Below are 12,854 nucleotides of genomic sequence, written 5' to 3' on the forward strand. Positions count from 1 at the left end.
GAACGATTATGTAGAACGCGCTAGCTCAACGTATGTCAACCGGCACGGTTGCGACGTTCGAGGACTCGCTCGAACGACTCGAAGTAGGCTGGACGCACGCGTCACCCGACGAGTTGGCGGACGTGCTCGAAGGCGTCTGTTCGGACCCGACCATCGGCGTGGAACTCCCGTACGACGGCGTCGACCTCCCCGACTGGGTGAACACGGACCCGACCCCCGCGGACCTCCGCGAGGCGAACGCCGGTATCACGGCCGCGGGATTGGGTATCGCGGACTACGGGAGCGTCGTCGTGCAGGGCACGCCCGACGGCATCGAGCCGGTGAGTCTGTTCGGCGACCTCCACGTCGCCGTCCTCCGGCGGTCGGACATCGTCCCCGGCATGCCCGAGGCGTTCGACTGGCTGGGCGAGGAGTTCCGCACGGGACACTCCTCGGCCATCATCGCCACCGGCCCCAGCGCCACCGCCGACATGGGCGCGCTGGTGAAAGGAGCGCACGGTCCGAAGGAAGTCCACGTGGTGATTCTCGATGAGTAAGGCGCGCGAGGCCAAGGCGGCGAAGATTCGACAGTTGATGGAGACCGAGGGCGACGCCGTCGGCACGAGCACCCGCGGGTTCAACGAGGGTCGCTACCAGTCGGTCCAGACGCTCGACGACTACGAGGGGCTGAAGTCCGAAGCGCGGGCCATCAAGGAAGACGCCATCGAGCGCCTCCCCGAACTCATCGACCAACTGCGCGAGACGGTCGAGTCCAACGGCGGCACGCTCTACATCGCCGACGACGCGGCCGACGCGAACCAGTACATCCGCGAGGTCTGCGAGGACAAGGAGGCCGAACGCGTCGTCAAGTCGAAGTCGATGACCTCCGAGGAGATAGAGGTCAACGAGGACCTCGAAGCCGCCGACATCGACGTGGTCGAGACCGACCTCGGCGAGTGGGTGCTGCAGGTCGCAGACGAGTCGCCGTCCCACATCGTCGCGCCCGCCATCCACAAGTCGCGGGAGGCCATCGCCGACCTGTTCAACGAGACGTTCGAACCCGACGAGCCCCTCGAGACCGCGGAGGAACTCACGATGTTCGCCCGCGAACAGCTCGGCGAACTCATCGAGGGCGCGGACGTTGGGATGACCGGCGCGAACTTCATCACCGCCGACACCGGGACGATGGCGCTCGTCACCTCCGAGGGTAACGCCCGGAAGACGGCCGTCGTGCCCGACACGCACGTCGCGGTCGCCGGCGTCGAGAAAGTTATCCCGACCGTCGAGGACCTCCGCCCCTTCGTCGAACTCATCGGCAAGTCGGGAACGGGACAGGACATCACCTCCTACATCTCGCTTCTGACCCCGCCGGTCGAGTCGCCGACCGTCGACTTCGATGCCCCCGACGCGCCGCTTTCGGAGACCGAGACGGACCGCGATTTCCACCTCGTCCTCATCGACAACGGGCGGTTCGACATGCGCGAGGACGACCAACTGCGCGAGACGCTCTACTGCATCCGGTGTTCGGCGTGTTCCAACGTCTGCGCCAACTTCCAGCACGTCGGCGGCCACGCCTTCGGCGGCGAGACCTACTCCGGCGGCATCGGCACCGGCTGGGAGGCCGGCGTCGAGGGCCTCGACAGCGCCGCGGAGTTCAACGACCTCTGTACCGGCTGTAGCCGGTGTACCACCGCCTGCCCGGTCGAAATCGACATCCCGTGGATAAACACGGTCGTCCGCGACCGGGTCAACCGCGGCGAGGTCTCCGAACTCGACTGGCTCGTCGAGGGGCTCACCCCCGACGAGGAACCCGGCGGCGTCAGCCTCCAGAAGCGCTTCTTCGGCAACTTCGAGACGGCCGCGAAGGTCGGGAGCTTCTTCGCGCCCGTCTCCAACTGGGCGGCCGGACTCGGCGTCTCCCGCGACCTCATGGAGCGGTTCCTCGGTATCGACGCCCGCCGCGAACTCCCCGCCTTCCAGCGCGAGACGCTGAAAGACTGGTTCGAGAACCGAACCTCGCGGGTCGACGACCCGGTCCGGACCGCCGTGCTCTACCCCGACGTGTACACGAACCACGTGCAGGTCGAACGCGGGAAGGCCGCGGTCCGCACGCTCGAAGCCCTCGGCGTCGACGTAATCGTCCCCGACGTTCGCTCGTCGGGCCGCGCCCCGCTCTCGCAGGGCATGATTGCGACCGCGGAAGACCACGCCCACGACGTGTACGCCGGCCTCGCGGAGCACATCGACGACGGCCGCGACATCGTCGTCATCGAGCCGTCTGACCTCGCGATGTTCCGAAGCGAGTACGAGAAGTTCCTGCCCGAGAAGTCCTTCGAGCGCATCTCGGAGGTCAGCTACGAGGTCATGGAGTACGTCTTCGGCCTGCTGGAACACGGCGCGGACGCCGACGCGCTCTCGACGAGCGAGGGAGAGGGCGTCGCCTACCACAGCCACTGCCAACAGCGCACCCTCGGCCTCGAAGGCCACACCGAGGCCGTCCTCTCGGACCTCGGCTACGACGTCGCCACCTCCGACGTGGAGTGCTGCGGCATGGCCGGCTCCTTCGGCTACAAGTCCGAGTACTACGAACTCAGCGTCGACGTCGGCTCCGAGCTACAGGGGCAGTTCCAGTCCGACGAGAACAGAGACCGCACGGTCGTCGCCAGCGGCACCTCCTGTCTGGAACAGCTCGATTCGCTCCTCAGCCGGCCGACGCAACACCCGATTCAACTGGTCGCGCCGCGGCGGTAACGACCCCGCGAGCGAGCCGTCACCCGCGACGGCTCGAACGTCTTCTTTCAACTGAATATCACGACTCCATCCGGCGATTTCCCGCCGGCGTCGGACGCCCGTCTGCCGCGTGTCTGCGCCCCGAGCCGCGGGCTACGAACAATTAAGACCCGGCATCCCATGTTGGCGGATATGGACGGGACGCCCGAAGAGATTACGACGCTCGTAGGCCGGGAGGTCTACTCGAACAACGGTGTGTTCGTCGGCGAAGTCGAAGACGTCCGCCTCGACCTGGACCACGAGACGGTCACCGGTCTCGCGTTGACGGCGCTGAACGACGAACTGTTCCGCAATCAAATCGAACCCGGGAAGGGCGTTCTCATCCCGTATCGGTGGGTCCGCGCCGTCGGCGACATCATCCTCATCAACGACGTCATCGAGCGCCTGAAGAATCCCGAAGAAGACGAAGAGTCGCTCGTCGTCTGACGTTCTAGCTTCCGTTTCCGCTCTCGCCGCCCTCCACGCCCATCGCACGGAAGAGCTTGCGCTTTACCGCTTCCTCGGTGAGTTGGAGGAGCGTGTCGCGGTTGTCGTCGTTGGATTCGATGCCCGTGAAGATGCCGAGCGGAATCTCGACGGACCCCTGCGTGGAGTGGCCGCCGGCCTCGCCGATGCCGGTGAAGGCGTCGCTCAGAATCTTCCCGATGTTCATCCGGATGTCCTTCGACCGCGCCGCGAGGTAGATGGTGTCGTCGGCGATGCCGAAGACGGCGGTCGTGGTGATGCCCTCCAGGTTGAGGAGGTGTTGGGCCGCCTGCGTCAGCGCGTCGCGGTCGCGGATGAACCCCGCGTTCGAGACGAGGTGCGAGCCCTGCACGTCGCGGTTCTGGATGGCCTCGGCGAGCACGTCCAGCGTCTCGGGCGACATCGACGGCGACTCGACCTTCTCCAGCGTGTCGTGGTCGGCGAAGGGGTAGAGGTACGCCGCGGCGGTCAGGTCCGCGGGCGTCGTATCGCGCTTGAAGTCGAGCGTCTCGGCGCGGATGCCGTAGAGGAGTGCCGTTGCCACCGCCTGCGACGGGCTGAGGTCGAACTCCTGGATGTACTTCGTGAGAATCGTCGAGGTCGAAGAGACGTTCGGCCGCACGTCGGTAAAGCGGGCGTCGATGCCGTCGTCGGGCTCGAAGTGGTCGATGAAGACCGTGATATCGGCGTCACCGAGGTCGGGCATTCCCGACTTCATGTGGTCGACGAGCGCGACCGCGCCGTACTCTTCGAGCGGCTTCGAGTCGGCCCGCGGGGTGAGTTCGATGCCGAGGATGTTCACGAACGCCCGGTTCTCCTGGTGGCCCATGTCGCCCGAATAGAGGATGTCGGCCTCGACGTCGTATTCGCGGGCGATGGCCTGTAAGGCGACCGCCGACGCGAGCGAGTCGGGGTCGGGGTTGTCGTGGGTGAGGATGGCCATCCCGTGGTCGGTGTCGCGCAGGAGGTCGGCCAGTTGGCGGGCCTTGTATTCGAGTTCGCCGGACTCGACGCTCCGGAGCGCCGAGTCGGCGATGACCTCGGAGGGGTTGATGACCACGTCGGCACCGAGTTTCGTCAGTTCGTCCTCGGAGACGGGGTCCGACGCGCGGACGACGATGAACTGGTCTTCGCCGCGGTCGCGGATGGTCGAGACGGCGGCTTTGTTGGCCTCGACGTCCGACGAGAGGATGAGAATCACGTCGCGTCCGGTGACGGCGCCGGCCAGTTCCGGGTCGGTGATGTCCGTCGTCTGCGCGTTCAAGTCCTGGTCGCGCAAGGCTTCGACGCGGCTTTCGTCCTTGTCGAGGATGAGGACGTCTTTTCCCTCGTCTGTCAGTTCCTCGGCGACCGCGTGCCCGACGCTCCCACAGCCGAGTATCGCGTACGTAGACATCGAGGAAATGCTGACCCCTGCGCTCATCGTTGCCCGCTACTCCGGTCGGCCGCCACTTAACACCCACCGTTTGTCCGTTGTTTCGTGCGTGTGCGTCCCTCCCGTCGTCGTACAGAAAGGAAAGTCATTTTACCTACCGGCAGTTACGAGAGATTGCAAGGGCCGGTAGCTCAGTTAGGCAGAGCGTCTGACTCTTAATCAGACGGTCGCGTGTTCAAATCGCGTCCGGCCCACTACCTTTCCGATGGAATCACAGTCCCCAGAGAGCGGCTGGGCTTTCAGTGTGTGCCCACGTGGACTGTGCGATTTGAACTAGGGAGCGAAGCGAACGAAGTGAGCGGAGAGAGTGGAGTTCAAATCGCGTCCGGCCCATTCCTTCATCCCAGACTTACTCCGGCAGTCGGGGCTCCGGCTCGGCCGTTCGTGTCGGCTCCCCGACTCGCTCGCCACCCTCGGGTGTTTTATGTCCCGCTCCGAACGCTACCGAGTATGAACCAGAGCGACAGGACCGAACTGGTCCTCGTCTTCATCACGCTTCTCGTCGCCGTCGTCTTCGGGCTGGCTACGGGCGTCGGGGAGCGCTTCGACCCCGACCGGTTCGTCGCCGCGCTCACCCCGGACTTCGGTGTGTTGTTCGGGGCCGACGTCGTCGCCGGCGCGGTGCTCGTGACGCTCTTCGGCGGCCTCGCGGTCGGCGCAAAACTCCTGTTCGATTCCTGACTCAGCGCCCGAGCGCGACCCACGAGTTCCCGCGGCCCGGCGAGGGCGCGAGCCGTAACGGGAACTCCGACCCCACCGTCGCCGAGGCCAGTCGGGCCCGAAGGTCGGAGGTCGCACACGCCACCACGGTGCGGAGCTCTCCGGTTTCGGCCACGCGGACGGTCATCGCCCCGTGGTCGTTCATCTCCCGCTCCACTCGGATGAGGCGCGTCTCCACACCTCTCGCCACCGTTTCACCATCCACCAGTTCCATGGTAACATGTCTCTCGCCGTGAAGGATAAAGCTCACCACCGTTATCCGGGGGCTTTAGGTCAGCTTCGTCGACGGCCGGTTCCGGAACTTCTTTTCGCCGGTTAGCCGCACACAGCCCATGGACCGCACCCGTCTCAGGTTTTGGACGCTGTATCTCACTCGGTTCGCCGGCGGCTTCGGCTTTATTACGCTCGTCACCCTCCTCCCGAAGTACATCAACGAACTCGACCCGGGTGCGGTCGCCGTCCCCGAACTCGCGCTCGGCGGACTCGCGCTCGGCGGCTTCTCCCTCTCTCGCGGCTTCGTCATCGGGATGTTCACCACCGGCTTCACGCTCGCCCAGACCGTCGCCGTCGTGCCCTTGTCGTGGGCCGGCGACCGCTACGACAAACGTCTCGTGCTCGCGGGGACGGTCGGCCTCGGTGCGGTCGTCTACGCCGCGTTCCCGCTCGTCGACTCCAGTCTCTCGTTTATTCTCGTCCGAGCCGCACAGGGCGTCGCCGTCACCGGCGCGGGGCTGATGTCGCTCGCGCTCGTCGGCGAACTCGCCCGCGAGGGAACGCGCGCGAACCACATCGGGAAGGCGAACGCCGCCCGCTTCGCGGCCTCCATCCTCGGGAGCATCAGCGCCGGTATCCTCTACGACCTGTTCGGCTTCACGCCCATCTTCATCGTCATCACGATTCTCCTGACCATCGCCGTCGTCGCCATCTGGGTGTTTCTCCCGCCGGACGAGACCCGCGTCCACGGCTTTCCGTTCACGGACCTCGCGCTCAACGAGCGCATCCTGACGATGGCGACGTTCCGCGTCCAGTACGCCGTCGCGGTCACGCTCGTCCGGACGTGGGTCCCCATCTACGCCGGCGTTTCCGCGGCCTCCGGCGGCCTCGAATACGGCGGCATCGCCGTCGCCGCCACCGTCGTCGCCGAGAAGTTCACCAACATGCTCTGTCAGCCGTACACCGGGCGCATCTCCGATTCGTACGGCCGGGCGCGGTTCGTCTTCGTCGGCGGCGGCCTCTACGGCCTCATCGCGCTCGCCGTCCCCTTCTCGCCCGCGGTCGGCGAGGCGCTCGCGCTCCCTGCCGCCTTCCCCTTCCTCGGTCCGCTTTCGCCCGCGTTCCTCCCGCTCGTCGGTCTCGCCGGCTTGCTCGGCGTCGCCGACAGCCTCCGCGAACCGGCCAGCATGGCGCTGTTCGCCGACGAGGGTTCCGGCGGCGCGGGGGTCGCCAGTAGCTTCGGTATCCGCGAACTCCTCTGGCGGCCCGGCAGCGTCGTCGCGCCCCTCCTCGGCGGCTACCTCATGGCCGAAGTCGGCATGGAGTGGGTGTTCTTCGTCGGCGGCGCGTCGGCCATCACCGGCGTCCTCGCCTTCCTCGCCGCTCTGACGTGGTCCCACGGGACCGACGCGCTCACGACGTGGTAGGGCTCAGCGCTTACTCTCTCGCGGCCCCTCTTTCTCTCATGCCCGACGACGCGCCGCCCGCGACGACCCGCGACCGCCCGGTGACCGAACCGAGTTACGGCATCCCCGAATCGGAAGCGGGGCTCTTGGAGTGGCGCGTCGTCGAGACCGCGTTCGCCGACGACGAGGTGTTCTGGGTCACGACCACCCGCCCCGACGGCCGACCGCACGCCCGCCCGGTCTGGGGCGTCTGGGTCGACGGCGCGTTCCACTGCGGCGGCGGCGAGCGAACCAGATGGGTCAGGAACCTCGCGCGCGACCCGCGCCTCGCGGTCCACACCGAAAGCGGGACCGACGTAGTCATCCTCGAAGGCGTCGCCGAGCGACTGGACGAGGAGACCGCCGACGACGCCACGCTCACCCGCGTCGACGACGCCTACGAGGCGAAGTACGGGATTCGCCACGGGACGCCGGTGTTTCGGATTCGACCCGAGCGCGTGCTGGCGTGGTCCGGTTTTCCCGCCGACGCGACGCGGTGGCGGTTCGATTCGGCCTGAGCGCCGTCGTCTCGTTCCGCTTCGATTCGTCTGTTTTCCCCGCGAATCGGATTTCATATCGCGCTATTTGATTTAGTAGTTCGAGAGGCCGGTCCCGGTACCACTCCGGCCGTTCTCACTCCCTGACATGCGGGCCTAGGGTCATTATCGTGTCACTCGTATCACACGGCATGGACCACCTCGAAACCCCGGCGGTACACCGGTTGCTCACCTCGCCCGCCGGCCGATTGTTGACCTCGCGCCCGTTCGAGGCGTTCAAGACTCGCTCGCTCCCCCGCGAGTTCGGCGTCGTCCGCGCTCGCGCCGCGGCCGACGTCGCGCTCTCGGAGGGCCCGGAAGCGTATCTCCGCGAAGTCGGCTCGCCGCCGGCACCGCACCTCCACGACCGAATCGAACGCGCCCTCGCGCAGTACGCCCGCCTCCGCGGCGCGTACGACGAAACGATGGAACGCTGGGACAGCGTCTTCTGGGGCGACGCCGAGTCGACGCCCGACGAGCGCGTCGCCGTCGAGCGCGAGCGCCGCGAGGTGTCGGAACGGCGGGCCAAGCCGACCGACATCTTCGGCTTCCTCCCGAAGGAACACCTCGTGCCGCCGGTGAAGTTCGAGACGCCCTCGCCCGAGGACGCGCGGACCCGCTGGCACCACGAACTCGCCGAACCCGAGCGACTGTACGGCTTCGCCGAGTCCAGCGCGGCCGAGGAGTTCCCCCGCGTCGAACGCTCTGCGACGGTTCGCGGGCCGGGAACCGTCGAGTATCTGCTTCGCTTCCGGTCGCCCTCGCCGCACCTCAGCGACCGGGCGACCGCGCGGGTGTACGAACCCGTCGACGCCGCCGACGACCTGCCGACGCTCGTCTTCCACTCCGGCTGGGGGATGTTCGACGACCAACTCACCTACTGGCCCGAAGAGGAGTACGTCGCCCGCGCGCTCGCCCCCGAGGGGTACCGGGTCGTCCTCCCCGACGCGCCGTGGCACGGCCGGCGCGAGCTACTCGGTCGATACAGCGGCGAGCCCTACATCGCCCGCGCGCCCGTCGGCCTGTTCACGCTCTACTCGGCGGCCGCGCTGGAGACCGCCGTCCTCACCGACTGGGCGCGGACCGAGGGCGCGCCGGCCGTCGGCGTCGGCGGCGTCAGCCTCGGCGGAACCGTCGCGCTCCACGTCGGCGGTCGGTGCGGCGACTGGCCCGAATCGATGCGCCCCGACCTGCTGTTTCCCGCGGGGATGCCCGGCGCAATCGACCAGACGCTCCTCGCTGGCGGCCTCACGAAACTGCTCGACATCGACGCCGCCCTCGACGGGGCCGGCTGGACCGGCGAGGCGCTCCACGAGTTCGCGCCGCTGTTGAATCCGCCCAAAGACCCGTGTCTCGCGCCCGAACGCGTCTTCCCGTTCGTCGGGACCCGCGACGAGATGGCTCCCGCGTCCACGGCCCGCGCGCTCCTCGACGAGTGGGGCGTCCCGAGGCCGAACCGCCGCGAGTGGGACTGCGGACACTTCGGCGTGCTCGCGAACCTCATCAGAGACGAGTCGTTCCGGACGACGGTCCGGCGAGAGTTGGACGCGGCGGCGCGGAACCGCCGGAACAGAAAATCAGTTACTGCCTGAGTCGGCCGTGTTCCTCACTCCGCGTCGGCGAGGAAGTCGGGCTCGGGGCGCTTTTCGTCGTACTCGCTCCGGAGGTGGTCGCGGAACGCCTCGACGCTCACGTCCTTGGCCTCGCGCTCCTTGCGGTCGCGGACGGAGATGGTCCCGTCTTCTTCCTCGTCGCCGCCGACGATGACCATGTACGGGACGCGGTCGGTCTGGGCCTCGCGAATCTTCCGGCCGAGCGTCCACGAGCGGTCCTCGATGTCGACCCGGAAGTCGCCGAGTTCGTACTGGAGCTTCTTCGCGTAGCCCATCTGGTCGTCCGAGATGGGCAGGATGCGGACCTGCTCGGGCGCGAGCCAGAACGGGAACTTGCCGTTGAAGTGCTCGATGAGCACCATGAAGAAGCGCTCGTAGCTGCCGTAGAGCGCGCGGTGAATCATCACCGGCTGGTGGTCCTCGTTGTCCTCGCCCGTGTACGTCAGGTCGAAGCGGTCGGGCATGTTGAAGTCGAGCTGGACCGTCGGGCCGTCCCACTTGCGACCGAGGGCGTCCTTGAACGCGAAGTCGATTTTCGGGCCGTAGAACGCGCCGTCGCCGGCCTCGATGCCGTAGTCGATGCCGCTGTCGTCGAGGACCGCGCGGAGCTGCGTCTCCGCCTGCTCCCAGATTTCGTCGCTCCCGACGGACTTCTCGGGCCGCGTCGCGAGCGCGACTTCGGCGTCGAGCCCGAACGTGTCGAAGACCGTCAGGATGTTGTCGATGATGAGGTTGATCTCGTCTTCTATCTGGTCGGGGCGGACGAACAGGTGGCCGTCGTCGATGGTAAAGGACCAGACGCGCGAGAGGCCCGACAGCTCGCCGCGCTGTTCTTTCCGGTAGACCTTCCCGTCCTCGAAGTAGCGCACCGGCAGGTCGCGGTAGGACCACGACTGCTGGTCGAAGATGGTCGCGTGGCCGGGGCAGTTCATCGGCTTCAGACCGTACTCCTCGTCGTTCACGTCGAGGAGGAACATGTCGTCGACGTAGTTCTCGTAGTGGCCCGACTTCTTCCACAGCTCCGTCCGGAACAGGTGGGGCGTTTCCACGGGGTCGTAGCCCGCGTCGAGGTTGAGTTGCTTCGCGTAGTCCGCGAGCTCGTCGAGGATGCGCTTGCCGTTCGGCTGGTACAGCGGCAGGCCCGGTCCGGTCGTCTCGTCGATGGCGAACAGGTTCAGTTCCTGTCCGAGCTTCCGGTGGTCGCGCTCCTTGGCCTCCTCGCGCATGTCGAGGAACGCTTCGAGGTCGGACTCGGACTCGAACGCCGTGCCGTAGACCCGGGTCAGCGTGTCGTTTTCCTCGTCGCCGCGCCAGTAGGCCGCGGAGATGTTCAGCAGTTTGACCGCGCCGATTTCGCCCGTCGATTCGACGTGCGGGCCCTTACAGAGGTCCTCGAACTCGCCCTGCTGGTAGAACGACAGCTCGTCGTCGCCGGCGGCCTCGTCCTCGAGGATGTCGCGCTTGTAGGGGTTGTCGGCGTACTTTTCGAGGGCCTCCTCGCGGTCGACGAGGGCGCGCTCGATGTCGAGGTCCTCCTCGATGATGTCGCGCATCTCGTCTTCGATGGCTTCGAGGTCCTCCTGTTCGAGGTCGACGCTCGTCACGTCGTAGTAGAAGCCGTCGTCCGTCCACGGGCCGATGGTCAGTTTGGCCTCGGGGTGGAGCCGCTGGAGGGCCTGCGCGAAGACGTGAGCCGCCGAGTGGCGGAGCACGTCGAGATACTCGTCGGACTGGTCGGTGACGATGACGAGGTCCGCGCCGTCGTGGAGCGGCGTCTCCTTGTCCACGAGTTCGCCATCGACGACGCCGGCGACGGTGTCCTTGCCGAGGCCGGGGCCGATTGCGAACGCGGCGTCTCGCACCGTCGCACCCTCCTCGACGGAGAGTTCCGTCCCGTCGGGGAGGATGACAGCGATATCACTCATACGCGCACGGAACGGACGGGGGAGAATAAGTGTTGTTGAGACGAGCGCGAGCGACGCCCGCTCGCGACCGATTTCGTGCTGTTTGCTAGCACGACAGAGAGTGGGTCGGCGGTCCGACGTGGCCCCGTTGACGCGCTCGCCGCCTCGCCTTCGGCCCGCTGTTTCGACCCAAAGTACCAATTGGGTCGCACGCGGACCCTGTGGGTATGCGACTTTCTCGACAGAGCGGGGTGTTCATGCACGTCACCTCGGTCCCGGGGCCCCACGGCATCGGCGACCTCGGCGACGGCGCCCGCGCCTTCGTTGACTTCCTCTCCGACGCCGAACAGTCGATGTGGCAGTTCTGCCCCCTCGGGCCGACGGAGCCGGCCATGGCGAACTCGCCGTATCAATCGACCTCCTCGTTCGCCGGCAATCCGCTTCTCATCGACCTCACGGACCTCGTAGAGCGCGGGTGGCTCACCGAGGACGACCTCGAACCCGTTCCCGACTTCGACCCCCACGCGGTCGACTACGAGCGCGTCGGCGAGTACAAGCGCTCGCGGCTCCGCACCGCCTTCGACCGCTTCGAGGCCGAGGCCGCCGAGGACGACCGCGCCGCCCTCGACGCCTTCCGCGAGCGCGAGGCCGGGTGGCTCGAAGACTACGCGCTGTTCGCCGCCCTCAAAGACGAGTTTCGGCGGGCGTGGATAGACTGGCCGACCGAGTTGAAGACCCGCGACCCCGACGCGCTCGCCGACGCCCGCGAGGAGTACGCCGACGAGATTCGCTACCGCGAGTTCGTCCAGTTCTGCTTCGACGAGCAGTGGCGCGCCCTCGCCGACTACGCCGACGAGAAGGGCGTCACCCTCGTCGGCGACCTCCCCATCTACGTCGCGCTCGACAGCGCAGACGTGTGGGCCGCGCCCGAGGCGTTCGACCTCACCGAGTCGAACGAACCCGCCGTCGTCGCCGGCGTCCCGCCGAACCCGAACGACTCCGGCCAGCGCTGGGGGAACCCGCTGTACGACTGGGAGACGCTCCGCGAGGACGGCTACGGCTGGTGGCTCGACCGCCTCCGCCGCCTGTTCGACCTCGTGGACGTGACCCGCATCGACCACTTCAAAGGCTTCGACGAGTTCTGGGCCATCGACGCCGACTCCGACGACCCCGGAAACGGCGAGTGGCGCGACGCCCCCGGCCACGACTTCTTCGAGACGGTCGAGCGCGAACTGGGCGACCTCCCCTTCATCGTCGAGGACCTCGGCTTCCTCGACGCCTCGCTCGTGGACCTCCGCGACCGGTTCGCCTTCCCCGGCATGCGCGTCCCGCAGTACGCCGACTGGTGCAGCGAGGGCGACATGTACCAGCCGATGCACTACCCGGAGAACTCCGTCGCCTACACCTCGACCCACGACACCGACACGTTCGTCGGCTACTACCGCGACCTCGACGACCGCACCCGCGACTGTCTCCACTACAACATCGGCGCGGACGGCTCGGAGATTCACTGGTCCATCATCGACGCCGTCTGGAACTCCGCGTCCGTCCTCGCGTTCACGACGACGCAGGACCTCCTCGGACTCGGCTCCGACGCCCGGTTCAACACGCCCGGCACGCAGACCGGAAACTGGGAGTGGCGCGTCACCCGCGAGGGCCTCGACGACGGCGTCGCCGACCACCTCGCGAACCTCACGGACCTCCACATCCGCAACTGAGGCCGCCGCCGACCCTCGGCTCGGTTCGACTACACC

General features: G+C 67.2%; 11 protein-coding genes and 1 tRNA gene. 9 read left to right on the plus strand and 3 right to left on the minus strand.

Going from position 1 to position 12,854, the window contains the following annotated elements:
• Positions 1-32: 32 nt before the first annotated feature.
• The 3 genes from C454_RS13915 to C454_RS13925 all read left to right on the plus strand — a co-directional run bounded on the left by C454_RS13915 (position 33) and on the right by C454_RS13925 (position 3,195).
• Positions 33-536 (plus strand): LutC/YkgG family protein, encoded by a 504-nt coding sequence (locus C454_RS13915; RefSeq protein ID WP_004976576.1) that lies wholly within the window; start codon positions 33-35, stop codon positions 534-536.
• Positions 529-2,730: an LUD domain-containing protein gene (locus tag C454_RS13920; RefSeq protein ID WP_049905187.1), complete on the plus strand. Its 2,202-nt coding sequence runs from the start codon at positions 529-531 to the stop codon at positions 2,728-2,730. The genes C454_RS13915 and C454_RS13920 overlap by 8 nt, the downstream gene beginning before the upstream one ends.
• A gap of 171 nt (positions 2,731-2,901) precedes the next feature.
• A complete protein-coding gene (locus C454_RS13925; RefSeq protein ID WP_004976578.1) occupies positions 2,902-3,195 on the plus strand; it encodes a PRC-barrel domain-containing protein in 294 nt (97 codons plus the stop codon).
• A 4-nt stretch (positions 3,196-3,199) separates the two neighbouring features.
• Here the strand turns inward: C454_RS13925 and C454_RS13930 are convergent, their stop codons facing one another.
• A complete protein-coding gene (locus C454_RS13930) occupies positions 3,200-4,657 on the minus strand; it encodes a DHH family phosphoesterase (RefSeq protein ID WP_004976579.1) in 1,458 nt (485 codons plus the stop codon).
• Between the two features lie 132 nt (positions 4,658-4,789).
• Here C454_RS13930 and C454_RS13935 point away from each other — a divergent pair.
• Positions 4,790-4,863, plus strand: a tRNA-Lys gene (locus C454_RS13935).
• A 256-nt stretch (positions 4,864-5,119) separates the two neighbouring features.
• Positions 5,120-5,350: a hypothetical protein gene (locus C454_RS13940; protein ID WP_004976582.1), complete on the plus strand. Its 231-nt coding sequence runs from the start codon at positions 5,120-5,122 to the stop codon at positions 5,348-5,350.
• 1 nt (position 5,351) lies between these two features.
• On the opposite strand, the gene C454_RS13945 is transcribed toward C454_RS13940, so the two are convergent.
• Positions 5,352-5,603 carry a hypothetical protein gene (locus C454_RS13945; RefSeq protein ID WP_049905188.1) on the minus strand — a complete coding sequence of 84 codons (252 nt, stop codon included), beginning with the start codon at positions 5,601-5,603 and terminating at the stop codon, positions 5,352-5,354.
• Between the two features lie 118 nt (positions 5,604-5,721).
• Between C454_RS13945 and C454_RS13950 the strand changes: the two genes are divergently transcribed.
• From C454_RS13950 to C454_RS13960, 3 genes are all read left to right on the plus strand, one after another.
• Complete coding sequence (locus C454_RS13950) at positions 5,722-7,029, plus strand: MFS transporter (RefSeq protein ID WP_004976586.1); 1,308 nt, start codon at positions 5,722-5,724, stop codon at positions 7,027-7,029.
• 38 nt (positions 7,030-7,067) lie between these two features.
• Positions 7,068-7,565, plus strand: a complete 498-nt coding sequence (locus C454_RS13955) for a pyridoxamine 5'-phosphate oxidase family protein (RefSeq protein ID WP_004976587.1) — start codon at positions 7,068-7,070, stop codon at positions 7,563-7,565.
• 170 nt (positions 7,566-7,735) lie between these two features.
• Positions 7,736-9,175: an alpha/beta hydrolase family protein gene (locus C454_RS13960; RefSeq protein WP_004976590.1), complete on the plus strand. Its 1,440-nt coding sequence runs from the start codon at positions 7,736-7,738 to the stop codon at positions 9,173-9,175.
• A gap of 14 nt (positions 9,176-9,189) precedes the next feature.
• On the opposite strand, the gene thrS is transcribed toward C454_RS13960, so the two are convergent.
• The gene (thrS, locus tag C454_RS13965; RefSeq protein ID WP_004976593.1) at positions 9,190-11,121 is read right to left on the minus strand and encodes a threonine--tRNA ligase; all 1,932 of its coding nucleotides are present in this window, start codon (positions 11,119-11,121) and stop codon (positions 9,190-9,192) included.
• A 206-nt stretch (positions 11,122-11,327) separates the two neighbouring features.
• Between thrS and malQ the strand changes: the two genes are divergently transcribed.
• A complete protein-coding gene (gene malQ / locus C454_RS13970; RefSeq protein WP_049905189.1) occupies positions 11,328-12,818 on the plus strand; it encodes a 4-alpha-glucanotransferase in 1,491 nt (496 codons plus the stop codon).
• The last annotated feature ends 36 nt before the right edge of the window (positions 12,819-12,854 follow it).

It is taken from the genome of Haloferax gibbonsii ATCC 33959 (assembly GCF_000336775.1).
Classification (GTDB): Archaea; Halobacteriota; Halobacteria; order Halobacteriales; family Haloferacaceae; genus Haloferax; species Haloferax gibbonsii.

What these genes read in the sequence shown, in the direction of transcription:
- C454_RS13915 (WP_004976576.1), top strand. Translation starts at nt 33, where the DNA reads ATGTCAACCGGCACGGTTGCGACGTTCGAGGACTCGCTCGAACGACTC.
- C454_RS13920 (WP_049905187.1), top strand. Translation starts at nt 529, where the DNA reads ATGAGTAAGGCGCGCGAGGCCAAGGCGGCGAAGATTCGACAGTTGATG.
- C454_RS13925 (WP_004976578.1), top strand. Translation starts at nt 2,902, where the DNA reads ATGGACGGGACGCCCGAAGAGATTACGACGCTCGTAGGCCGGGAGGTC.
- C454_RS13930 (WP_004976579.1), bottom strand. Translation starts at nt 4,657, where the DNA reads ATGAGCGCAGGGGTCAGCATTTCCTCGATGTCTACGTACGCGATACTC.
- C454_RS13940 (WP_004976582.1), top strand. Translation starts at nt 5,120, where the DNA reads ATGAACCAGAGCGACAGGACCGAACTGGTCCTCGTCTTCATCACGCTT.
- C454_RS13945 (WP_049905188.1), bottom strand. Translation starts at nt 5,603, where the DNA reads ATGGAACTGGTGGATGGTGAAACGGTGGCGAGAGGTGTGGAGACGCGC.
- C454_RS13950 (WP_004976586.1), top strand. Translation starts at nt 5,722, where the DNA reads ATGGACCGCACCCGTCTCAGGTTTTGGACGCTGTATCTCACTCGGTTC.
- C454_RS13955 (WP_004976587.1), top strand. Translation starts at nt 7,068, where the DNA reads ATGCCCGACGACGCGCCGCCCGCGACGACCCGCGACCGCCCGGTGACC.
- C454_RS13960 (WP_004976590.1), top strand. Translation starts at nt 7,736, where the DNA reads ATGGACCACCTCGAAACCCCGGCGGTACACCGGTTGCTCACCTCGCCC.
- thrS (WP_004976593.1), bottom strand. Translation starts at nt 11,121, where the DNA reads ATGAGTGATATCGCTGTCATCCTCCCCGACGGGACGGAACTCTCCGTC.
- malQ (WP_049905189.1), top strand. Translation starts at nt 11,328, where the DNA reads ATGCGACTTTCTCGACAGAGCGGGGTGTTCATGCACGTCACCTCGGTC.